This is a genomic window from Halorubrum ruber, from assembly GCF_018228765.1.
Classification (GTDB): Archaea; Halobacteriota; Halobacteria; order Halobacteriales; family Haloferacaceae; genus Halorubrum; species Halorubrum ruber.
In genome coordinates this window covers 171982-193183 of sequence record NZ_CP073695.1, presented here as the reverse complement: position 1 = coordinate 193183, position 21202 = coordinate 171982, and the positions used below count along the sequence as shown (strand labels likewise).

Here is a 21202-nt window from a genome sequence, read left to right as displayed (position 1 = left end):
GCGCCGAAAACTCCCTGCGTTCGTCGTCACGGACGAGACGCGGGGACCGCGTCCCGCCTGTTGGCCGGGTTACCGGCTGACCGTGACGTCGTCCATCTGGATCTCAGACGAGATCGGGTGCGCGCTGAAGCCCTCCACGACGTTGCGGACGCCGTAGGAGTTGTTCAGGTTGTACGCGGGCAGGTGGACGCGCCCTTCGAGCAGCGTCGTCGTCGCGTCGATGTACAGCTGGCGGCGCTCCTCGCGGTCGGCGGACTCGCGGGCCTGCGTCAGCATCTCGGAGGCCTCGTCGTACTCGTGGAACGTCCCGTTGGTGACGCCCTCCGTCTCCTGGCTGAGCAGGTTGTACGCGAACGTGTCCGGGTCCGGAGCGCCCGACCAGCCGAGCGTGTACATGTTGTAGTCGTCCTCCTCGCCGGTGAGGTACGCGTCGAGGAACGTCCCCCAGTCGAGCCGCTGGACCTCCACGTTCTCGAACCCGGCGTTCTGGAGGCCGTCACCGATGGAGATGCCGATCTGTTCGCGCTTGTCGTCCGGCGGGACGATGATCCGCCAGTTGTAGTCCATCGGCACGCCGGCCTCGTCGAACAACGCCTGCGCCTCTTCGAGGTCTTGGCTGTGCTGGATGTCGGACCACTCGTCGACGGGGAAGTCCCACTCCTCGGAGATCGAGGCCGGGTACGGAGTGTACTGCCGCACGCCGGCCGGTTCGACGAAGTTCTCGACCGCCTGGTCCAGCGAGACGCAGTAGTCGACCGCCTCTCGGACGAGCGGGTCGCTCGTCGGACCGGAGCCGCAGTTGAACGCCAGGTAGAAGTACCCGATCCCCGGGACCTCGGTGACGCTGGCGTTCTGGTTCGACTCGACCGTCTCGTACAGCTGCGGCGGGATCGTCTCGATGATGTCGACGTTCCCCGTTTCGAGCTCGGTCACGCGGGTGGTCTGCTCCTCGATCGGCTCGAACTCGATCCCGCCGATCTCCGGGAGATTGTCGCTGTCCCAGTAGTCGTCCCACCGCTCGACGGTGGCGTAGTCCTCCGGCTCCCACTCGATGAGCTGGAACGGGCCCGAGGTGACCGGGTCCTGGTTGTACGCCTCCGTGTCCTCCTGCCGGACCTCGGCGTTGACGACGCTCCGGATCATCGCGATCGGGAACGCGCCGTAGGGGTACGACAGGTCGAACTGCGCGGTGTGTTCGTCGATCGCCTCCGCCGTGTCGACCATGTCGACCTCGGCGGCGTTCCCCGTCTCCTCTTCGACGGGGGCCCGCATCGTGTGGATGACGTCCTCCGCGGTGACGGGGTCGCCGTTCTGGAACTCGGCGTCCTCGCGGATCGGGACGATGTAGCGCGTGCCGTCGCGCTCGATGGTGGGCTGATCGGCCGCGATCTTCGGTTCGATCCCGAGGGCGTCGTCGTACTCGTAGATCCCGTCGAATATCCGCCCGGCGATCTGTGCGGACGGCACGTCGTTCAGGACGACCGGATCGAGGTCGAGCGGGCCCTTCACCTGCGAGAAGTACAGCGTCGGGGCGCTCCCGCCGTCGGAGCCGTCGCCGCCGTCGGAGCCGTCGCCGCCGTCGGAGCCGTCGGAACCGTCACCGCCGTCTCCCCCGCCGGTACACCCGGCGAGCATGAAGGAGGTACCGGCCGCCCCGCTGGCGAGGAGCTTCCGTCGCGAAATGCGTTGTGTGTGTTGTCGACGCATACAGCCGACCTCTTGTTTCACTCTAATAAGTATTTTGGGTCACCGTGTCCGTACGGTCACCTCTGGTCGCTTCGTTGTCCTTTTTTGCGCACCCTCACCCCCAAACGTCGTCCGAATGAGGAAGAAACGACTGCCGCGATCCGAAATCCACCGATCGATCCGCAGTCGAAAGCATAAAATAAAATATCTGATGCTCTCGCGCGCCGAGCGGCCGGAACGCCGGCCGCGAGTCGCGAATTATCGCCGAGTCGCGAATTATCGCCGGGCCGCGAGTCACCGGCGAGTCGCGAGTCAGCGACCGCGCGGCGGCGGGTCCTCGGCCGCGTCTCCGGTGCCCGTCACGGTTCCGACTCCCTTGCTCGACCCCTCGCGGAAGACGAACCGCTGCCCCTCCTCGATCAGGTACGGCCGGAACTTGAAGCGGACGCGGGCCTCCCCCGTGTCGCCCGGGAGCAACCGTCCCTCCTCGGGGTAGAACGCGGCCGCCTCGGAGACGGTTTCGAGGTGGACCACCGGCTCGTACCCCTCCTGGATCCGGGTCGGGTGGTTCAGGACCATCACCTCGGCGTCGAACTCGCGGACCGGCTCGGGGTCGCTCCCGCGGGGCACTAAGGCCATCCCGCGTTCGATCTCCGCCTCGTCGACGCCCTTCAGCGCGATGCCGACGATCCGCCCCGCGGTCGCCTTGTCGACCCGATGGTAGTGCATCTCGATCGACCGCGCCTCCACCTCGCGGAAGGACCCGTCGGGCATGGGACCGAGCAGGAGCTCGTCGCCCGTCTCGACGGTCCCCGAGTTCACCGTGCCGGATGCCACCGCGCCCACGCCCGTCACCTTGTAGCTGCGGTCGACGTACATCCGGAAGGTCTCGCGGTCGGGCGTCGCGCGCTTGGGAAGGCGCTCGAACAGCTGATCGAGCGTCTCGACCCCGTCCTTCGTCACCGCGCTGGTCCGCAGCAGGGGGACGACGCCGTCGCCGACCTCAGCGACCGCGGTGTCGACCCCGTGGCGGTCGACGAGGAGGGGGGTCTGTCCCGCGTCGCGCAGCATCGACTCCGTCTCGCGCTCGACCTCGGCGAGCCGCTCGTCGCTCACGGCGTCCGCCTTCGTGATCGCGACGATCGTCGGCAGCTCGGTCGCGAGGAGGATCCCGAGGTGTTCGCGGGTGGTCTTCGTCGGGCCGTCGTCGGCGGCGACGACGAGCAGCCCGTAGTCGAGCTTCTGGCCCACGAGCCCGCGGATCGTCGTCCGGAGCCACGGCTCGTGGCCGACGGTGTCGACGAAGGAGACGAGCCGGTCCGCCGCCTCGACGACGCCCGCGCGGTCGGCCTTGCGGTGGGGGTTATCCATCCGGACCGGCTCGTCGGCGCCGTCGGCGAACCCGTACACCGCGTACGAGAGGTCCGCGGAGAGGCCGCGCTCGACCTCGTGGGGCTGGACGTCGAGGAAGCCGCGCGTGCCGCCCTGCCCGTCGTCGGCCCTGCCGGTGACGAGCGTGCCGACGAGCGTCGACTTCCCGTGGTCGACGTGGCCCGCGGTGCCGACCACGAGGTGGTCTTCGTCGGCCTCGAACACGCCGCCGTCGCGGAGCGTGGCGAGCCCGACCAGCCCAGCCTCGTCGCCGTCGCCGCCGGAGCCGGCGCTCCACGTCTCGACGTCGGCGATGTGGGCGTCCGCCTCGTCCGCGAGCAGCGACAGCACGTCCATCGTCTCCGAGAAGGCCTCGGGGGAGATTCCGGCAAGCCCGCCGTCGTCGGTGACGCCGAGGACGTAGGTCGCCTCGCCGTCCCCGGAGAGGACGCGGTGGCGGAGCTGGGCCACGAGCGACTCCATGCGCCCGTCGGCGAGGTGGACCTCCCGGGTCAGCCGCTCCTTGAACTCGATGGCACCGCCGTCCCGTTCGCCGCGCTCGATGGCCCGCCTGAGGGCGGACCGGTCAGCGCTCATGTCCCCTCGTAGGCGAGGACTCGGCTTAACGGTTTTCGTGGTACGTGACCCCACGACTCGTGATCGGCCGTCCCTCTCCGGGAGCGCTCCGGCGGGCTATTTATCCGATCCCCGCGGACAAGGAGGGTATGGACACCTCGGTCCCCAGCGTCGCCGAACGCCGCGTCCACGTCGTCCCGCTCGGCTACGAGCGCGACCGGATCGTCGAACCCCTCCGCCGCCACGGCGCCGACGTCGCCTACCTCCTCGTCGACGCCCCCGACCGCGAGGGGGCCCGCGGCGACGTGGACTTCGAGGCCGCCAGCGCCGCCGACCCCGCGGACACCCGCGTCGACCCCGACGGGCTCACGGACTACCAGCGCGACGCGTGGACGGCCGCCGCCGAGTTCGCCGCGGTCCGACCGATCCCCGTCGCGCTCGCGGACGTGTACGACGTGCTCGGCGTGACGACGACGGTCGCCGCCCGCCATCAGGCGAGCGCGGCGGACGGCGACCGCCTCTTCGGGAACGTCTCGACCGGGCCGCGGATCGCCGCCGTCGGCGTCGCGCTGGCGTGTATGATCGTCGGCGCGCGCCCCTACAGCGTCGAGCCCGAGCGCCACCGCCACGACCGGCGCGAGGAGCCGCTCACCGAGGGCGTCGCCCGCACCGTCGACCTCCCGATCTACCCGATGGACGCGCCCACGACCGATCAGGTCGCCGTCCTCGGTCGCCTCCACGAGCGCGCCGAGGAGAACGTCACCACCGACAAGTGGAACCTCATCGAGTGGGCGCGCGAGCGCGACCTCGCGTTCCTGCGCGAGGCGGGCGAGAGCCGGACGGCGAAGTACCGCGCCTTAGAGACGCACGTGCTCTCGCCGCTGCGCGACCGCGGCTACGTCGAATTAGAGGACGTCGGCCGCTCCGACACGGTCCGGCTCACGGAGACCGGTCGTCGCGTCTTCTTCGCGTTCAAGCACAAGATAGAGGAGTAGCGGGGCTTCGCTCGTCCCACGAGCGTCGACCGGTCGACACGTACGACGCGACTCATCCGATTCGAACGCGCTGTTCGGTCTGTCCGTACTATCGACGGCTAACGTAGAATTATCCCCCGCGCTTCGATTTAGATGCGTGACGCCCGCCGGACGGTCGGGGCGCCCTCCCCGCCCTCCACCCCGCCTGTCCGCTATCGGTCGCCGGTCGCCGCCGCTCCCTCTCGCGGCGACCGGCCCCCGCTGACGCCGCCGCGCCCGCCCGGCGGACCGTCACGAAGCGACGGCCCCGCCGTCGCCGTTCCTCCGCTCTTTCGTTCACAGAGGAACGAGCAGGAAGCCCACGGCTTCAGCCGTTCACGAGACGCAAAGCGTCTCGTTAGCCAATCAGAACTCATAGAGTTCTGATGACGTGGGAGGAATCCGACACTCCCCGCAACATACCTTGAGCGATAGCAACCTGACCCCCCACTACCAGCCGCAGAATTTATGAATAAATAGATCAACATGTGAAATGTAGATGGGGGATGTGATTCGCACCGTCAAAGTCAAACTCGACGTGCCCAACGAGCGGTGCGACGACCTCCATCAGACCAAAGAGCAGTTCCTCCACTGTGCGAACACGACCGCAGCGTGGGCGTGGAGACATCGAGATGGACATTGCGTCACCTCGAAACAACAAGCCGAGAACGCGCTCTACGACCAACTTCGCGACGAAACGGAGTTGACTGCGAACCTCGTCCAGAAAGGGATTCGACGCGCTATCGAAGCCACAAAAAGCGGTGTCGCCCGACTCAAAAAGGGCGAAAACACCAGCCAACCACAGTTCGACGCGTGGAGCGTGGTCTACGACAAGCGCTCCGCGACGTTCCACCGCGACCACGTCTCTCTTTCAACAGTGAACGGGCGCGTCGAGTGTGAGTACGTGATCCCTGACGATCCCATGGGAACACCGATCGGCGAGTACTTGCTGAACGAGGACTACGAGTTTCGGATGTCCACGCTCCAGTACGACCGCTCGACCGACTCATTCTACCTCCACGCGCGGATGCGCCGTACTGAACGCGAGGAACACGAGCAGTCCACGGCTGCTGCTTCTGACGCCGAGCACAGAACAGTCCTTGGCGTCGATTTGAACGTGGACGGCTCGCTCGCCGTGACTTCGACGGGCGCGTTCATCGGGAACGCCGACGAGATGAACCATCGACGCCGCGAGTTCGAGAAGACCCGCGGGTCGATGCAACAGACGGGCACGCGGTCGGCACACCTGTCGATCCAGTCGATGGACGACCGCGAACACCGCTGGATACAGAACGAACTCCATCGTGCTTCGAACCAGATTCTCGACGAAGCTCGCGATCACGGATGTACGCACGTCGCGTTCGAGAACTTGACCGATATCCGGGATCGGATGACTGGTGCGAAGCGATTCCACGCGTGGGCGTTCCGACGCTTGTACGAGTACGTCGAGTACAAAGCAGAGATGCTCGAGATTGAAGTCGAGCAGGTGAGTCCCGCATATACGTCTCAGCGGTGTTCGAAGTGCGGCTTCACACACGAGAGAAATCGGGGGTCGAAACACCAGTTCGCGTGTCAGAAGTGCGAGTACGAACTGAACGCGGATTACAACGCGAGCAAGAACATCGCTCGGAAACTGTTGAAACGACTCCATTCGGGGCAGACGTCTTCGGATGGAGGCGCACGCTGTCAGTGTGCGCTAAAGTCAGGGACGCTGAACCTGAAGGGCGGATTCACCGCCAGCGTCGATTCGACGACAGAAGGGGAGTCCACTGACAAGCCCACGACTTCAGTCGTGGGTCACTGACTCCTCGGTTAGGTCCACGTACGTCCGTCGGACCGTCACGGGCGTCACGTCGGCGACGTCGGCGGCCTCCTGCTGGGTACACTCTTCGTCGAGCTCGCGGGCCGCGGTGTAGAGGCAGGCGGCGGCGACGCCGACGGGGTTGCGGCCGTTCGCGATCCCCTCCTCGACGGCGCGCTCGGCCAGTTCGCCTGCGCGGCGCTCGACGGCCGGGTCGCAGCCGAGGTCGCTGGCGAACCGCGGGAGGTACTCCGCGGGACCGCTCGGGGCGATCGGCAGGCCGAGCTCGCGGTTCATGGCGTCGAAGGCGGCCCGGTGCTCGGCCTCCGTCGCCTTCGCCTCGGCGCACACCTCGCCGACGGTACGGGCCACGTCGGCGGTGCGGCAGGCGACGTAGACGCAGGCCGCGGCGAACCCTTCGAGCGAGCGCCCGCGGAGCAGGCTCTCCTCTTGCGCCGAGTCGAACAGCGCGCAGGCGGCGTCGCGGACGCTGTCGGGTAACCCCATGACCCCGGTGAGCCGCCGGATCTCGGTGTAGGCGTACACCTTGTTCCGGTCGCGCTTCGTCGAGATCTGCGCGCGGTTGTGCTGGGTCCGCATCCGGGCGAGCCGGCGGCGCTTGCGCCCCTTCACCTTCGTCGAGCGGCCGATCTCAGTCGAGAGCCCGCGGTCGTGGCGGGAGCGCGTCAGGGGGGCGCCGGTGCGCTTGGGGTTCGTATCGTCGTCGTCGAACGACCGCCACTCGGGGCCGTGGTCGATCCGGTCGGCCTCGACGACGAGCCCGCAGTCGGCGCAGACGCGCTCCGCGCCGTCGACGCGCGTGCGGCCGCCGCACTCGGGACACGTCTCGCGGTCGCCGCTCTCCTCGGCGGCCGGCGTCTCGGACTCCTCGCCCGCCGAGACCTGCTCCGTGGTCGCCGCGCGGTCAGCGGTCGCAGCGCGGTCGGCGGTCGCGGTATCGTCGGTCTCGGTCCGGGGCGAACGAACGCGGGTCGAGGGTGCGTCACTCATCACACGTCGAACTCCGGCCCGATGCCTTACTTAAACCCGGGCGAATCGGCGGTCGATCGGCCGGATCGCGGCGCGCGAACCGACCGGTTATCGGTCGGTGATCGGGCGGTCGAGGGCGCCGCAGTACGGTGGTTTTAACCCTCCGGCCGGGCCATCTGCTCGCATGACGCTGTCGGAGATCGCGGCGGGGGTCGAGGTGACCTCGCGCCAGCGCGATCAGGGGGTCGCGCTCGCGGACGACACGGACACGCCGCTCGTCGACCGCCTGTCGGATCACGCCGAGTCGCTCCCGTGTACGCCCGAGGCGACCGCCACGCTCGTCGACGCCTACACCGCCGGGCGGAGTGTCGGCGACGCGGCCCGCGAGGCGGGCGTCTCCCCGATGACGGCCGCGAAGGCGCTCCACCGGTGCGGCGTCGCAGGCGTCTGCCCGCTGTCGCCGACCGGCCGCGACGTCGTCCGCGACTGGCTGGCGGGCCGGACCGCCCGCAGCGAGGCCGTCGAGCTCACCGGCGGCGACGAGGCCGACTTCGCGCTGGCGACGTACGTCGAGACGCACGACCCGGTCGAGCCCGTCGCGGAGGCGGTCGACGCGCAGGTCGCCGGCTCCGCGCCGCTCGGCGAGGGGCTCGGCGCCGACGACCCCCTCGGCGACGCGCTCGGCGCCGGCGACGGGCTCCGCTGAGTTCGGACTCTCCTCGAGTTATCTCAGGGCGTGAACCGTTCGACGAGCCCCGGCTCTGGGAACTCCACGCCGAGCGACGCGTCGAACGCGGTCTCGTAGGCGGCCGCGATCGCCCGCGCGTACGCGTCGTCTCCCGTCGCCGCGGTCGGCGCGGCAGCCACCGCGGGATCGGTCGTCGGCACGCGGACGACGCCGCCGGCGCCGTCGTCGCGCTCGTCCTCGTCACTCTCGCCGTCGACCCCCGCTCGCTCGACCGCGAGCGTCGCGTCGAGGCTTCCGCCCACGTCGGCGATCCGCCCGCGGAGCCGCTGGACCGCGTCGCGCCCGTGGGCCGTCGCCGGCCTGACGGCGACCGCGCGGTCGACGGTCGTGGCGGCCGCGACCGCCTCGTTCGACCCGACCGGCGCGGCGTCGACGACCACCGCGTCGTACGTCGTCGCCGCCTCGTCGATCCGGCGCTCCAGCTTCCGGGCGGCCTCCGCGGTCTTCGCCCGCGCGACGCGTTCGAACGGCGCCCTCGCGGGTATCGCGTCGACCCGTCCCGGGAGGTTCGGCGCGTCGTCCGCGCCGTCACCGATCCCCCGTTACCGCGTTCGGGCCGGTCGGCGCTCGCACCGGTCCCGGCGAGGGGGTACGCCGCCGCCGACAGCGCCGCGTCCGGATCCTCGGTGAGGAGCGCGGTGAGGTCGGGGTCGATCCGTCCGGAAACGTACTCGGAGAGTCCCTGCGTCGTGAACGCGGCGTCGACGACCGCGACGTCGTCGCCGTCGCGCGCGCCCATCGCCGCCAGCTCGACAGCGGTCCGCGTCGTCCCCGCGCCGCCGGTCGCCCCGACCAGCGCGAGCGTCGTCGCCTGCATGTGCCGCTCTCGCCGGAGGCCGTTTGTAAAAACCGCGAAGGCGAGCGGCGGCGCGGGCCGCGGGTCCGTCGCGCCTCCTACCCGTCTATCGCGGCCGCGACCTCGTCGGCGACGGCGTCGAGCTCGTCGTCCGAGAGGTCGGGTCGCTCCCCCGCCACCGCGTGGATCGGCGCGCCGCCGTCGCCCTCGAACCGCGGGACGACGTGGACGTGGACGTGTGGAACCTCCTGGCCGGCGGCCTCGCCGTCGTTGACGCCAACGTTGGCGCCGTCGGCGTCGACCGCGTCCTGGATCCGCGGCGTGAGCGACGCGACCGCGTCGAACAGGTCGCTCGCGAGGTCGGCGTCGAGGTCGCCGACGTGCTGCGCGTGCGACTTCGGAATCACGAGGGTGTGCCCGCGCGCGAGCGGGTTCGCGTCCAAGAACGCGAGCACGGCGTCGGTTTCGTAGACGGTGCGCGCCGGGATGTCCCCGGCGACGATCGAACAGAAGATACAGTCGTCGGACATACCCGAGCGATCGCTCGGGCGTCTCATCAAGGTTTCCCGGGCCGCGGTTCGTCGGTGCTCGCCGCCCCGTACCCCCGCCGAGGAGCGACAGCTGCCCGCTCCGCCAACGGACCTATATCCGCCGCGCCGAAACGGGCGGTATGGACGACCGGCTCGAACGCGTCATCCGCCAGCAGCTCCGGAAGGCGGGCAAGCAGTTCGAGGAGGCCAGACGCGCCTACGCCGAGGGGCGCGACGATCCGGAGGGCGACGCGGCCGCGGCGGCGCGGTTCGACCTCCCGACGGACGACTCCGGGCGCGCCCGCATCGTCTGCCGCCGCCACGCGGAGCGCCGGACAGTCCCGGTCGACGCCGAGGGGCGACCGGCCTGCTTCGAGTCGGGTCACCCCGACTGCGAGGGGTGCGCCGAGGACGTCCGCGACGGCGTCGTCGAGACGTGGTGACCGCCGAGTTCGTGCGGGATTCCAGCGGTAGCGCTGCGATCCCACCCGAATACGTTTCTGTCCCGGGGTTCTGATGAGGCGCATGAAGCGGGCCGCCGTCGTTGTCGCCCTCCTCCTCGTGGTCGGGGTCGGACTCGTGCTCTCCGGGTTCTTCGCCGGGGTCGCCGAGGAGCCGGCGGTCGACGACGTGGCCGACGACCGCCTCATCGCGGTCGACGGCGACTACCGGCTCTGGCCGTACACCAGCCGGACCCGGACCGTCGAGGGCCGGACGCTCGCGATCAACGTGGTGTTCCACGCCGACGCGGCGGCGACCCGGGCCGCGATCGAGGGCGACGCGGCCGCGGACTGGCAGGAGACCGAACCCGAGGAGGCCGCGGCGACCGCCGGCGACGACCAGGTCCGGGAGTTCGTCGGCCGCGACTGGCGGGACGCCCATAGTTCGCTCCGCTACTCCTACGTCGAGGGGCCGAGCGGCGGCGTGTGGCTCACAGAGACGTTCGAGCTCCACGACGGGGCGTACCTCGGGGTCCGCGACCACCTCCGGGCGTACGAGTCGCCCGACGGCGCCTACACCGCGATACAGGCCCACGAGGAGTACTACGACTGGTTCCGGCTCCGCCACACCGTTCCGGAGATAGACGCGCCCGCGACGCGGCTGGAGGACGAGTTCATCGAGTCGGACCGCGCGAACGACGTGCGACGCGAGTACCGCGGCATCGACGGCGGCCACAGCGACGGCTGGCTCTCCGTGATCGAACTGGCGGCGACGGCGGCGCTCGCCGGGGCGCTCCTCGGGCGGCGGACCCGCGAGGCGGCCGTCGACCTCTTCCGCCGGCTCCGCGCCGACGCGGAGCGACACGCCGCGGCCGCGACGCTGGGGCTCGCACTCGGCGTCGTCCTCGTCGGCGTCCGCTTCGCGGGCGTGACCCTGGAGACGGCGCTCCCCGGCGTGTCGCCGAAGGCGATCGCGGCGCCGCTGTACCTCGTCCTCGCGGTCGGGCTGCCCGCGCTGGTCGTCTGGCGCGCGCCGCGATCTACTCCCGAGGCGGCCGCGTTGGCCGTCGTCGTCGGGCTCGGCGGCGGCTTCGTCGCCGACTTCGCGGCGCTCGGGGTGGCGGTTCCCGCCGACCTCATCGTCCACCGGTTCGCGCTGCTCGCCGCGCTCGGCGTCGTCGCGATCGGGCGGGCGGCCGCGGACCGGCCGGTCACCGTCGTCGGACTGCTGGCGTGGGCGATCGGGCTCGCGCTCCCGCTGGCGGACGTGATCTGACGGGGCCGAGGCGGCCGCATGCGGGGGATCCGACGCGCCGACGCGACCTCTCGGCGCGGCGACAGCACAGAAGAGATATACACGGTGACGGAAAACAGGGAGAAACGAAGAATGACGCGACCGATCAGTCGACGAGCGGCGCTCGCAGGGCTCGGCCTCGCGGCCGCCAGCGCCGGCTGCCTCGGTCGTACGGAGAACATCGCCGGACGGAACCCGCACTCGCAGCTGACCCTGGAGATCAACACCACGCCGGCCGACGGCGACCCCAACGGGATCCGGATCGCGAGACAGCTCGAAGAGCACCTGACCGCGGTCGGCATCGACGTCCGACTCAACACGGTCGGACAGACCGACCTGTGGCGGAAGGTGCTCGTGAACCAGAACTTCGACCTCTACGTCGGCCAGTTCGTGGAGACGGAGCCGTTCGATTCGGACGCGCTGTACGGGCTGACGCACTCGCAGTTCGTCGCGGAGCCGGGGTGGCAGAACCCCTTCGGGCTCACGGAGATCGCGGTCGACGACCTGCTGGAGGAACAGCGCCGGGCGGCCGGGAGCGACCGGTCCGACGCCGTCGACGCGCTTCAGGAGACGGTGTGTGACCTCCAGCCCTTCTCCGTCGTCGCGTTCCCCGACGCGCTCACCGCCGTCCAGGGGGCCCGGTTCGAGGGGTGGACCCAGGACCGGCAGCCGGTGTCGGTCACCGGGCTCCTCGGCCTCGACGCCGTCCCCGACGCCGACTCGGCGGGAGACGGGGGGTCGGACGGCGGCAACGCGACGGCGGACGGCGGCAACACGACCTCGTCGGCGACGGCGGACGGCGCGGACGCCGAGGGCGGGGCCACCCTCCGACTGGTGACGACCGACGACCGAATCACGGAGAACTGGAACCCGATCGCCGCCGAGTACCGGAAGTACGGCACGTTCACCGGCCTGTTGTACGACCCGCTCGTCCGCACGGACGGCGAGTCGACCGTCCCGTGGCTGGCGGCCGACTGGGAGCGTCCCGGGGCGAACACCGTCGACGTCGCGCTCCGCGACGCCCGGTGGCACGACGGCGAGCCCGTGACGGCGAGCGACGTCGCGTTCACCTACCGGTTCCTCCGAGACACCTCGCTGGGGAGCGTCGAGACGTCGGTGCCGACGCCGCGGTTCCGCGGGCGGAGCTCCCTCGTCGAGGACGAGCGGGTCCTCGACGACGCGACGGTCCGACTCACCGTCTCCGACGTCAACGAGACGGTCGCCGCGCGGGCGCTCCGGGTGCCGATCCTCCCGGAACACGTCTGGTCCGAGCGGACCGACGCGGCGACGATCGGGGGTTCGAGTTCGACTTCGAGACGACGGAGGCGGTCGTCACGAACAACCCCGACCCGGTCGGGAGCGGCCCGCTGCGGTTCGTTGAGGCGACCGCCGGGGAGTCGGTCGTCTTCGAGCGCAACCCCGACCACTTCCTCGTCCGCTCGGCGGCCGACGCCGACGCGGAGGCCTCGGAGGAGACGACGGACCCGCGAGCGGGGATTCCACCCCGGTACCACGGCAAGCCGGCGTTCGACCGGCTCCGAATCGAGGTGTCCCCGTCGGACATCTCTGCCGTGGAGGCGGTCGCCCAGGGGCTCGCGGACGCGACCGTCTCGAACCTCGGCCCCCAGTCGGTCCCGCGGATCGGCCGCTCGGACGACGCGCGGCTCGTGAGCGGCCGGTCGGCGGCGTTCTACCACGTCGGCTACAACGCGCGGCGGAGCCCGCTGTCGAACCCGCGATTCCGGGCGGTCATCGCGCGGCTGATCGACAAGTCCGCGGTCGTCGACGAGGCGTTCGACGGGTACGCGCGGGCGGCGGCCTCTCCGCTCGCGGCGTCGCCGGACGCGGTCCCCGACTCGCTGGCGTGGACTGACGGAACCGACCCCGTTCACCCGTTCTTCGACGACGAGGGGTCGCTGGACGTCGAGGCCGCTCGGGCGGCGCTGCGGGACATCGGGTATCGCTTCGACAGCGAAGGGCGGCTGCTCTCGCGGGGGCAATGAGTCCGTTCCTCTCCGTCCTCTCGTCGGTCGTGGGGTGGGTCGCGGTGATGCTCGCCGTCGCGTCGGTCGCGATTGTCGGGCCCGCCCGGCTCCGCGAGACGTGGAGCGGGCTCCGCGACCGGCTCTGGGACGCGCGTCGGGCCGTCGCGCTCGTCTGCGTGGTGCTTCTCGCCAGCGCGGTCGGCCGCCCGGCGCTTTTGAACGTCTCCAGGCTGTTCGGCATTCAGGCGACGGCGTTCATCTACGGGCTGGAGGGCGGGTTCGTCGCGTGGATCCAGGCGACGTTCGCGTCGCCCGCGCTGACCGCGTACTTCTCGCGGGTGTACGTGTACGGGTACGCGTTCCTCGTCGCGTTCCCGGCGATCGCGTACCTCGCGCTGCCTCGAACCGCGGATCTCAGGCGGCTGCTCGTCGCGTACGCGCTCAACTACGGGATCGGACTGGTCCTCTACACGCTGGTGTTCGCGCACGGCCCGCGGAACGTGATGCCCGACATGGTGACGCCGCTGCTGTTCACCAACCAGCCGGACGTGATACTGCTCGCGAGCGAGGTGAACGAGAACTCGAACGTCTTCCCGTCGCTCCACACCTCGCTTTCGGTCACCGTGGGGACGTTCGCGGTGCTGACTCGCGAGGAGTACCCGCGGTGGACGGCGGTCGCGGTCCCGCTCTCGCTGTCGGTCGTGATCGCGACGATGTACCTCGGCATCCACTGGCTCACCGACGTCGTCGCCGGCTTCGCGCTCGCGTTCGGCTGCGTCGCGCTCGCGTACCGCGTCGTGGACCCGCGGGGCGACGCCGCAGAAGTGAGCGACGACGCGGGGGGAGAGCGTCCCGGGTCGGGGACCGGCGCGGACGACTGAGCGGTGCGCCCGTTTTCCCCGACCTCAGACCCCTTCGACGAGGCGTTCGAGCTGCTCCGGCGGGACCGCGCCTCGGGCGGCGTGGCCGTCGTACGCGAACGTCGGGACGCCCGTGACGCCCTGTCGCCGCGCTGCGTCGAACATGTCGGTCACGCGCTCGCGGAGGTCGTCGTCGCCGAGCGCCTCGTCGACCACGGCGGCGTCGAGTCCGTCGATGTCGGCCGCGATGTCGGCCAACACGTCGCGGTCGCCGATGTCGCGCCCCTCCAGCCACAGCGCGTCGAAGACGCCCTCGTCGAACGCGAGCCACGCGTCCGGCGCGGTCTCGCGCACGCGGACCGAGACGACCTGCGCGGGCAGCGAGTCGACGTCGGTCGCGAGCTCGAGCTGCATCTCGTCGGCGCCGTACTCCTCCTGAAGCCGGCGGACGTTCTCGCGCGCCTGCTCGTAGTACTCCTCGTCTTTCCCGGTGTCGGCGTCGTGATCTATCTCCCCGTCGGGACCGCGCTGGCCGGCGCGGAGGTCGAACGGGTGCCAGTCGATGTCGAGCGGTTCCTCGCGCGTCTCTTGGTAGTTCGCGAGCGACCGCCGTCCGAGGAAGCAGAACGGACAGACGTAGTCGGAGTAGACGGTGATCGCCTCGGGCTCGTCGGCGCCGGACGCGGCGTCGGAGTCGGTTGCCATGCCGCCCGCTACGCCGCGGAGCCGAAAAGGTTGTTCGGCGACGGCAGGCGGTTGGCGGGACGATCCGCGCGGCCGAATCGCCGGGCCACCACCAATTAATATTATTAGGTTGTATCACCGCGTATGCCCGAGTACGATCCGGTCGACCCGCCGGTCGCGCTGACGGTCGCCGGCAGCGACAGCGGCGGCGGGGCGGGGATTCAGGCGGACCTGACGGCGATGCGCGCGCACGACGTCTTCGGCGCGTCGGTCGTGACGGCGACGACTGCCCAGCACACGCGCGGCGTCGAGGACGTTCACCCGCTCCCGGCCGACCACGTCGCGAGCCAGTACGCGGCGGTCGCCGACGACTTCGACGTCGGCGCGATCAAGACGGGGATGCTGGCGACCGCCGAAATCGTCGAGACGGTGACCGAGGCAGTCGCGGACGCCGATGCGCCCCTCGTCGTCGACCCCGTGATGGTCGCTGCGACCGGCGACCGACTGCTCTCGCCCGCCGCGGAGGACGCCTACGAGGACCTGATCGCGGCCGCGACGCTCGTCACGCCGAACGCCGATGAGGCCGCGGTGCTGACCGGCGAGCCGGTCGAGACCTCGGTCGATGCCGAGGCGGCCGGGCGGGAGCTCGTCGGGCTCGGCGCGGACGCGGCATTGGTGAAGGGCGGGCACCTCGACGGCGAGGCGGTCGAGGAGGGCGTCGTCGTCGACACGCTCGTTCGCGCAGCGGGTGCGGGTGGGGGTGAGAGCGAGCCGACCGTCGACCGCTTCGAGACGCCCCGGATCGACACCGACGCGACGCACGGCTCCGGCTGCGCGTTATCGAGCGCGATCGCGGCGCGGCTGGCGCGTGGGGAGTCGGTTCGTGGAGCGGTCGGTGCCGCGGTCGAGGAGATGACCGAGGCGGTCCGGCGCGGCTACGACGTGGGCGAGGGCCCGGGCGCGGTCAACCCGACCGTGCTGGGCGAGGAGTGAGCCGTCGAATCGGGTGATTGTTTATAAATAATCGCCTGCGAATCGGTGGATGACACCGCTAAAGCCCCAGTCTCTTGTTTATAAATAATTGATTGCGGATCGACGGAGAACACCTCCAAAGCCCCAGCCGTGAGGCGGGCGCACGCTTGCTGCGCGCCTCAGTCGCTCGCGCTGCTCGCTCCTTGCGGTGCTTACGTCGCCTGCGCCCGCCTCACGGCTGCCCCTTTGAGTCCCACCCGCCCGCAACCGCACAGCGCCTCACGCCTCCCCAGCCTCGTCAGTCGCCTCCGCTTCGCTCCGGCGACTGACTCCCTCGCGCGTGCGACTCGCGCCCTACCGGGCGCTCGTCGGCACGCGCCACCGCACCGTTCATTTATAAATGATCGTCGCAGCCGGTGACGCTCATTTAAACTACCGCGTCGTCGCCCCCTCGGCCGCTTATAAATACGCGAGCGGGATCATCAGCGCGACGCCAAGCGCGATCCCGCCGACGAGGACCCGCTTGCCGCCGTGCGGGAGGTCGGCGCCCGTTTCGAGCGCCTCGGGGATGAACTCCGAGAGGACGAGGTAGATCATCGCGCCCGCCGCGAAGCCGAAGCCGTACGGGAGGAAATCGCGGGCGTACCGCACGAACGCGAAGGCGATCACGGCGCCGATCGGCTGCGGGAGGCTGGAGAAGATCGACCACCACACCATCTTCCACTTCGAGACGCCCATCGCCCGCAGCGGGATCGAGATGGCCGTCCCCTCGGGGACGTTGTGGATCGAGATGGCGACCGTCATGAACACGGCGAGCAGCGGGACCGTGAAGCCGAACAGCGCGGTGCCGCCCGACAGCCCGAGGTCCGCGAAGGAGACGCCGACCGCGATCCCCTCCGGGAAGCTGTGGACCGTCAGCACGCCGAGGATCAGAATCAGCTTCTTGAAGTCGGCCTCCTCGTACTCTCTGGGATCGATCTCGGCGTCCATCAGCACCTCGTGCGCGAGGACGACGAGCGCGACGCCCGCGAGCATCCCGACCCCGATCTCGACTGGCGTCCCCTCCGCGAGCCCCTCTTGGACCAGTCCGAACAGCGACGCGGAGAGCATGATCCCCGACGCGAACCCCCACAGCGCCACGTTCCCGCGGTCGCTGATCGTCTCGAAGAAAAAGAAGGGGAGCGCACCGATCCCGGTCGCCAGCGCCGTGATCAGCCCGGCGACGAAGACGAACGCGTAGGCGTCGAGGGCAATCATTCGTCGGCTGATCGTACGCCGGTACCGCCCATAACTCCGGCGGGCGCGGCCACCGGCTGAGAACCGCCTCCCGGCCGCGCCGTTTGCGAGTTCACCCGAACATCCGAACGACGCTGGCGAGGAACACGAGGAGAAGCAACGCGACGAGCAGCAACAGCGCGGTGAGTTTCGCCCCGGGGCCGGAGCAGCGCCCGTCGGACCGTGCGTCGCCCTTCCCGAGACGCTCCCGCTGCCGGCTCGGTACGGTCACGTTCGCGCTCCCTGGCCGGACCGCGACGGATCCGTGGGGTGACGAACCGCGACCGCATCGACGTCGTTCGCGTCGGGCGTGGTCGACCCCTCGACGGTCGCGTTCCCCGCCGGAGCCGACTCGTTCGTCACCGTCTCCTCACTCGGCCGGCTCGACTGGTCTCCCGTCGGATCGGCCGGCGCCGAGTCGTTTTGGTCCGTCTCGGTTTCGTTCGTCTTTGGCGCCGAGTCGTTTTGGTCCGTCTCGGTTTCGTTCGTCTTTGGCGCCGAGTCGTTTTGGTCCGTCTCGGTTTCGTTCGTCTTTGGCGCCGAGTTGTTTTCGTCCGTCTCGGTTTCGTTCGTTGTCGTCGCCGAGTCGTTTTCGTCCGTCTCGGTTTCGTTCGTTGTCGTCGCCGAGTCGTTTTCGTCCGGTTTAGTTTCGTTCGCCGTCGTCGCCGAGTCGTTTTGGTCCGTCGGCGGGACCGTGGTGTTCTGTTCAGTGGGTGGGGCCGTGGCGTTCTGTTCAGTGGGCGGGACCGTGGTGTTCTGTTCAGTGGTCGGGACCGTGGTGTTCCCGGCGGTCTCCGTGCCGTTCGCCGCCGCCGACGTCCCGTTCCCTCCCACGGCGGTCGTCCCGTTCTCGACCGGCACGGTCGCCACGGTGAATCCGCTTCCGCTCGACTCGTTGACCTCGCTCAGTTCCTCCGGCGTCTCGAACGTCGTCGTCACGTCGACGCTCGCCGAGAGGACCGCCACCGTGGCCCCGCCGGCGAACGCGACGCTCCACACCAACACGGCCAGCGCGACGAGCGCGACGAGCCCGCGGTTCGCGGGCATCAGTCCACCTCTCCGGCGGCGTCGGGGCGTGCTGTCGGCGTCCGTGCCGGTGCCGACTCGTCCGGTTCCACGCGCTCTTCGCCAGTCGCGACCGCCGCCGAGTCCGTCTCGTCGGAATCCGCGTCGCTCTCGGAGACCCCGCCGTCGGCGGCCGTTTCCGACGCGTCGCCGTCCGACTCCGACGCGGCGCTCTGAACGCTCCGGTCGAGCACGCCGCTCGCCGGCACCCACATCGCGAGCGCGCCGAACAGGAGCGTCGCGGTCGCCACAGCAACCGCGATCGCGGCGGCGCTCCGGAGCTCGAACGCGACGTACGCCGCGTACGGAGCGAAGACGGCGAGTACCGCCGCCGCGCCGCCGACCGCGTCGACCGAGACGCCACCGGAACCGCTCGCGGCGGTCGCTGCGGCCGTCGGGGTGGGATCGGGCTCGGCTGCGAACTCGAACGCCGCCGTCTCGGCGTCCCCTCCGCCGACCGGCTCTCCGTCCGGATCGGCGGTCGCGGTGGCCGGCGACTCCGCGCCGTCGCGGCCACGGACGATCGACCAGACCTCGGTGACCGCGAGCAGGCCGAACGGGAGCAGCACCAGCGCCACGAACCCGACCCGGGTGCCCGCGAACTGGATCACGTACCCGATGTACGGGATCGTCAACGTCACGACACCGACGAGGCTCCCGGCCGAGACGAGCCCGGGGTCCGGCCCCTCGTTGGCGTCGCCCATCGTCTCGAAGGCGAGCGCCCCGCCCTCGTCGACAACGTCGATCACGCGGTGCGTCACCGGCACCTCGCTGGTGCCCCGCATGAACGTGATCACGTCCCCCTCGGCGATCGCGGCCGGGTCGCGGTCGGCGACGATAACCACGTCGCCCGGCGCGATGGCGGGCGTCATGCTCGCCGTGAGCACGACGAAGCTCTCGTCGGCGCCGACGACCTCGGGGGCCGCGTAGGCCGCGAACGGCGCGACGAGCGCGATCAGCAGGACGATCCCGAGTACGTTCGCCGCGCGCTTCGTCCGTGGTGATGTGAGTATAGTTGTCATCAGTTCGCCTCCGTGCCGTCGATTCCGCCGCCGTCGCTTCGACCGTCGCCGCCGGCGTTCGCGGATTTGCCGTCGGGGTTCCCGGACGTTCCGCTGTCTTTTCGGCCGTTTTTGCCGCTGTTGCCGTTTTTGCCGCTGTTGCCGTTTTCGCCGCTGTTACCGGTCCCGCTACTGCCGCCGTCATCGGTGCGGTCGTCGCCGTGCTCCTCTTCACCGTTACCGTCGCTGGCGCAGACGCTGATCGTGACGTTGCTGACCCCGTACCGCTTATCCTCTCCGGGTTTTTGCGGCGCGAACACGACTGCCCCCGTCTCCGGAGCCACCGGATCGATATCGACGCCCTCGGGGTCGCGGTCCGGTCCGCCCTTGACCGCCACGGAGCACATGTCCGGCCCCGGGTTCCCGTCGGCGTCCTGAACCCGGAACGCGACGCCGACGACCTCGCCGTCGTCCTTCGTCTCGACCTCGGTGATCTCGATCTCGTGTGGCCCCGCGCCGTCGAGGATCATCTCCAGCGACAGGACGTCGCCCGGCGCGGTCGACCCGCCGAAGTCGGCCTTGCCGAACGGGACGCACTCGGGGCACTCCGTCTCCGTCTCGTCGCAGACGACATCCGCGAAGGGGTTCGCTCCCGGCGCGTTCGCCTGCTCCTCCGTGACGTGGCGACACTGCTCGGCGTACAGCCGGACCGTCAGCTCGGTCGTCTCCCCGCCCACGTCGGGCGAGCCCGCCGGGAGGTACGGGGCGACCTCGACGGCGATCGAACCGCCGTCGGGGCCGGCCGCGAGGCACCCGTCGTCGATCCGCACCCCGGTCGCGAGGAGGCGCTCGACCTCGACGAGCGGCCGGTAGCCGCCCGTCAGCGACTCGCCGTCGACGACGACCTCGACTTCGAGGGCGTTCCCGAGCCGGTCGCCGTCCGGGCACTCCGTCGCGAGCCACACCCGGACCGGGTTCGCCGACGCACCGATTTCGAACCCCTCAGGGTCTGGGCGCCCGTCGAACGTCGTCCGGTCGACCGCGAACGGACCGACGGTGACGGTCCCGTCCGTGGGTTCGCCGTCCACCGTCAGCCCGACCTCGCCGGCGCCGAAGACGTTGTTCGCGAACGTCTCCCGGTCCGCGAGGTACGCGCCCGTGCCGATGCCGCTCGCCATCCCGACCGCGCCGACGCCGCCGATCCCGGCGAGCAGCCGGCGGCGGCTCAGCCCGCTCGGGCGCCGTCCCGAATCGTCTCCGGGGGTCATTGTCCCACCTCGGTGGTGTCGCCGCCGGTCGAGGCGCTCATCGCGAAGGGGTTCCCCTCGGCCGAGCAGTCGTCCGCGGCGAACCGCACGTCGAAGTCGACGGCGCCGCCCTGTCCGGCGTTACCGCCCTCCCCGTCGAACTCCCAGGTGAAGGTCAGACAGCGGCGCTCCTCGGTCGTGAGACAGCCGTTCCCGAGCAGCGTGGGATCGAGTTCGATCCCCGTCGCCACCGGGTCGGCGTTGAGTTCCGCGAGCGTGCCGGCGGCGATCAGCTCGCCGTAGCCGGCGAAGTCGCTCTCGGCGCCCGCGCACGCGCCGACCCCGAGGAGGCCGGTGTCGTACCGGACCTCCAGCCGGATGCGGTCGGCGAGCGCGCGGTCGACCGCGCTCACGTCGGGGCCGTCGAGGGCCGGGCCGATCTTCAGCCACACCCGGACGCCGTCGGGCGCTACGCCCGCGGGGTCCTCCAAGCGGAGGCCCACGCTCGCGGTCCCGGTGTCGTGGGGCAGGGCGTTGTCGACGTCGACGAGACGGATTCCGGCCGCCTCAACGTCGTCTTCGGCGTCCGTCGGGCTCGAATCGACGACCGTCCCGTTCTCGGTCTGCCGCCAGCCGACGAGCAGGTCCCACGGCCGGTCGGTCTGCGCGTAGGTGTAGTCCGTGTACTCACCCCACCTGTCCGTTCCCGTCGGCCGTCCGGAGGCGGCCCCGAGGGCCGCGAAGCCGACGGCTCCGACGCCCGCGAGTGCCTCCCGCCGCGTAAGTCCTGATTCCTTCTGTGTCATTGTGTGTCGTTGCGGCTCCGAACGGCCGTGTCGTCGATGTGATACCCCGTCTCTGCCCTCTC

General features: G+C 70.3%; 18 protein-coding genes and 2 pseudogenes. 8 read left to right on the top strand and 12 right to left on the bottom strand.

Features of this window, described 5'->3' with window-relative positions; translation table 11 throughout:
- Positions 1 to 69: 69 nt before the first annotated feature.
- Both J7656_RS00885 and J7656_RS00880 read right to left on the bottom strand, forming a co-directional pair.
- Positions 70 to 1707: an ABC transporter substrate-binding protein gene (locus tag J7656_RS00885; protein WP_211553799.1), complete on the bottom strand. Its 1638-nt coding sequence runs from the start codon at positions 1705 to 1707 to the stop codon at positions 70 to 72.
- Positions 1708 to 1998: 291 nt separating this feature from the next.
- Positions 1999 to 3654: a GTPBP1 family GTP-binding protein gene (locus tag J7656_RS00880; protein ID WP_017341842.1), complete on the bottom strand. Its 1656-nt coding sequence runs from the start codon at positions 3652 to 3654 to the stop codon at positions 1999 to 2001.
- 128 nt (positions 3655 to 3782) lie between these two features.
- Between J7656_RS00880 and J7656_RS00875 the strand changes: the two genes are divergently transcribed.
- A complete protein-coding gene (locus J7656_RS00875; protein ID WP_017341843.1) occupies positions 3783 to 4628 on the top strand; it encodes an HFX_2341 family transcriptional regulator domain-containing protein in 846 nt (281 codons plus the stop codon).
- Between the two features lie 517 nt (positions 4629 to 5145).
- Positions 5146 to 6450 (top strand): RNA-guided endonuclease InsQ/TnpB family protein, encoded by a 1305-nt coding sequence (locus tag J7656_RS00870; protein ID WP_017341844.1) that lies wholly within the window; start codon positions 5146 to 5148, stop codon positions 6448 to 6450.
- On the opposite strand, the gene J7656_RS00865 is transcribed toward J7656_RS00870, so the two are convergent.
- The gene (locus tag J7656_RS00865) at positions 6433 to 7458 is read right to left on the bottom strand and encodes a transcription initiation factor IIB (RefSeq protein ID WP_017341845.1); all 1026 of its coding nucleotides are present in this window, start codon (positions 7456 to 7458) and stop codon (positions 6433 to 6435) included. The two genes, J7656_RS00870 and J7656_RS00865, sit on opposite strands and share 18 nt — an antisense overlap.
- 163 nt (positions 7459 to 7621) lie before the next feature.
- Between J7656_RS00865 and J7656_RS00860 the strand changes: the two genes are divergently transcribed.
- Positions 7622 to 8143: a DUF7858 family protein gene (locus J7656_RS00860; protein WP_017341846.1), complete on the top strand. Its 522-nt coding sequence runs from the start codon at positions 7622 to 7624 to the stop codon at positions 8141 to 8143.
- A gap of 23 nt (positions 8144 to 8166) precedes the next feature.
- On the opposite strand, the pseudogene J7656_RS00855 reads toward J7656_RS00860, so the two are convergent.
- Positions 8167 to 9002, bottom strand: a pseudogene (locus J7656_RS00855) (P-loop NTPase family protein).
- A gap of 77 nt (positions 9003 to 9079) precedes the next feature.
- A complete protein-coding gene (locus J7656_RS00850) occupies positions 9080 to 9511 on the bottom strand; it encodes an HIT domain-containing protein (protein WP_004599124.1) in 432 nt (143 codons plus the stop codon).
- A gap of 140 nt (positions 9512 to 9651) precedes the next feature.
- Here J7656_RS00850 and J7656_RS00845 point away from each other — a divergent pair, with 140 nt between their 5' ends.
- The 4 genes and pseudogenes from J7656_RS00845 (at position 9652) to J7656_RS00830 (ending at position 14111) form a co-directional block, all read left to right on the top strand.
- On the top strand, positions 9652 to 9954 hold the full coding sequence (locus J7656_RS00845; protein ID WP_017341850.1) for a DUF7091 family protein: 303 nt from the start codon (positions 9652 to 9654) through the stop codon (positions 9952 to 9954).
- An 82-nt stretch (positions 9955 to 10036) separates the two neighbouring features.
- Positions 10037 to 11227: a hypothetical protein gene (locus tag J7656_RS00840; protein WP_017341851.1), complete on the top strand. Its 1191-nt coding sequence runs from the start codon at positions 10037 to 10039 to the stop codon at positions 11225 to 11227.
- A gap of 111 nt (positions 11228 to 11338) precedes the next feature.
- A pseudogene (locus J7656_RS00835) lies at positions 11339 to 13248 on the top strand (ABC transporter substrate-binding protein).
- Positions 13245 to 14111: a phosphatase PAP2 family protein gene (locus tag J7656_RS00830; protein WP_017341853.1), complete on the top strand. Its 867-nt coding sequence runs from the start codon at positions 13245 to 13247 to the stop codon at positions 14109 to 14111. The pseudogene J7656_RS00835 and the gene J7656_RS00830 overlap by 4 nt, the downstream one beginning before the upstream one ends.
- A gap of 24 nt (positions 14112 to 14135) precedes the next feature.
- Here J7656_RS00830 and J7656_RS00825 read toward each other — a convergent pair whose 3' ends face one another.
- Complete coding sequence (locus J7656_RS00825; RefSeq protein ID WP_017341854.1) at positions 14136 to 14795, bottom strand: DsbA family oxidoreductase; 660 nt, start codon at positions 14793 to 14795, stop codon at positions 14136 to 14138.
- Between the two features lie 123 nt (positions 14796 to 14918).
- On the opposite strand from J7656_RS00825, the gene thiD reads away from it, so the two are divergent.
- Positions 14919 to 15767: a bifunctional hydroxymethylpyrimidine kinase/phosphomethylpyrimidine kinase gene (gene thiD, locus J7656_RS00820; RefSeq protein WP_211553797.1), complete on the top strand. Its 849-nt coding sequence runs from the start codon at positions 14919 to 14921 to the stop codon at positions 15765 to 15767.
- A 438-nt stretch (positions 15768 to 16205) separates the two neighbouring features.
- On the opposite strand, the gene J7656_RS00815 is transcribed toward thiD, so the two are convergent.
- The 6 genes from J7656_RS00815 to J7656_RS00790 all read right to left on the bottom strand — a co-directional run bounded on the left by J7656_RS00815 (position 16206) and on the right by J7656_RS00790 (position 21140).
- Positions 16206 to 17003 (bottom strand): ZIP family metal transporter, encoded by a 798-nt coding sequence (locus J7656_RS00815; RefSeq protein ID WP_211553796.1) that lies wholly within the window; start codon positions 17001 to 17003, stop codon positions 16206 to 16208.
- A 91-nt stretch (positions 17004 to 17094) separates the two neighbouring features.
- Positions 17095 to 17253 carry a hypothetical protein gene (locus J7656_RS00810; protein ID WP_211553795.1) on the bottom strand — a complete coding sequence of 53 codons (159 nt, stop codon included), beginning with the start codon at positions 17251 to 17253 and terminating at the stop codon, positions 17095 to 17097.
- Complete coding sequence (locus tag J7656_RS00805) at positions 17250 to 18068, bottom strand: hypothetical protein (RefSeq protein ID WP_211553794.1); 819 nt, start codon at positions 18066 to 18068, stop codon at positions 17250 to 17252. The genes J7656_RS00810 and J7656_RS00805 overlap by 4 nt, the downstream gene beginning before the upstream one ends.
- On the bottom strand, positions 18068 to 19108 hold the full coding sequence (locus J7656_RS00800) for a signal peptidase I (protein WP_211553793.1): 1041 nt from the start codon (positions 19106 to 19108) through the stop codon (positions 18068 to 18070). The genes J7656_RS00805 and J7656_RS00800 overlap by 1 nt, the downstream gene beginning before the upstream one ends.
- Positions 19108 to 20355 (bottom strand): hypothetical protein, encoded by a 1248-nt coding sequence (locus tag J7656_RS00795; protein ID WP_017341860.1) that lies wholly within the window; start codon positions 20353 to 20355, stop codon positions 19108 to 19110. Before J7656_RS00795 ends, J7656_RS00800 begins: the two co-directional genes overlap by 1 nt.
- On the bottom strand, positions 20352 to 21140 hold the full coding sequence (locus J7656_RS00790) for a hypothetical protein (RefSeq protein ID WP_211553792.1): 789 nt from the start codon (positions 21138 to 21140) through the stop codon (positions 20352 to 20354). The genes J7656_RS00795 and J7656_RS00790 overlap by 4 nt, the downstream gene beginning before the upstream one ends.
- Positions 21141 to 21202 lie beyond the last annotated feature (62 nt).

Coding starts and splice junctions, on each gene's coding strand:
- J7656_RS00815 (WP_211553796.1), bottom strand. CDS start 17,003: ATGATTGCCCTCGACGCCTACGCGTTCGTCTTCGTCGCCGGGCTGATC.
- J7656_RS00800 (WP_211553793.1), bottom strand. CDS start 19,108: ATGACAACTATACTCACATCACCACGGACGAAGCGCGCGGCGAACGTA.
- J7656_RS00875 (WP_017341843.1), top strand. CDS start 3,783: ATGGACACCTCGGTCCCCAGCGTCGCCGAACGCCGCGTCCACGTCGTC.
- J7656_RS00805 (WP_211553794.1), bottom strand. CDS start 18,068: ATGCCCGCGAACCGCGGGCTCGTCGCGCTCGTCGCGCTGGCCGTGTTG.
- J7656_RS00840 (WP_017341851.1), top strand. CDS start 10,037: ATGAAGCGGGCCGCCGTCGTTGTCGCCCTCCTCCTCGTGGTCGGGGTC.
- J7656_RS00825 (WP_017341854.1), bottom strand. CDS start 14,795: ATGGCAACCGACTCCGACGCCGCGTCCGGCGCCGACGAGCCCGAGGCG.
- J7656_RS00845 (WP_017341850.1), top strand. CDS start 9,652: ATGGACGACCGGCTCGAACGCGTCATCCGCCAGCAGCTCCGGAAGGCG.
- J7656_RS00850 (WP_004599124.1), bottom strand. CDS start 9,511: ATGTCCGACGACTGTATCTTCTGTTCGATCGTCGCCGGGGACATCCCG.
- J7656_RS00870 (WP_017341844.1), top strand. CDS start 5,146: ATGGGGGATGTGATTCGCACCGTCAAAGTCAAACTCGACGTGCCCAAC.
- J7656_RS00795 (WP_017341860.1), bottom strand. CDS start 20,355: ATGACCCCCGGAGACGATTCGGGACGGCGCCCGAGCGGGCTGAGCCGC.
- J7656_RS00860 (WP_017341846.1), top strand. CDS start 7,622: ATGACGCTGTCGGAGATCGCGGCGGGGGTCGAGGTGACCTCGCGCCAG.
- J7656_RS00790 (WP_211553792.1), bottom strand. CDS start 21,140: ATGACACAGAAGGAATCAGGACTTACGCGGCGGGAGGCACTCGCGGGC.
- J7656_RS00830 (WP_017341853.1), top strand. CDS start 13,245: ATGAGTCCGTTCCTCTCCGTCCTCTCGTCGGTCGTGGGGTGGGTCGCG.
- J7656_RS00885 (WP_211553799.1), bottom strand. CDS start 1,707: ATGCGTCGACAACACACACAACGCATTTCGCGACGGAAGCTCCTCGCC.
- J7656_RS00865 (WP_017341845.1), bottom strand. CDS start 7,458: ATGAGTGACGCACCCTCGACCCGCGTTCGTTCGCCCCGGACCGAGACC.
- thiD (WP_211553797.1), top strand. CDS start 14,919: ATGCCCGAGTACGATCCGGTCGACCCGCCGGTCGCGCTGACGGTCGCC.
- J7656_RS00880 (WP_017341842.1), bottom strand. CDS start 3,654: ATGAGCGCTGACCGGTCCGCCCTCAGGCGGGCCATCGAGCGCGGCGAA.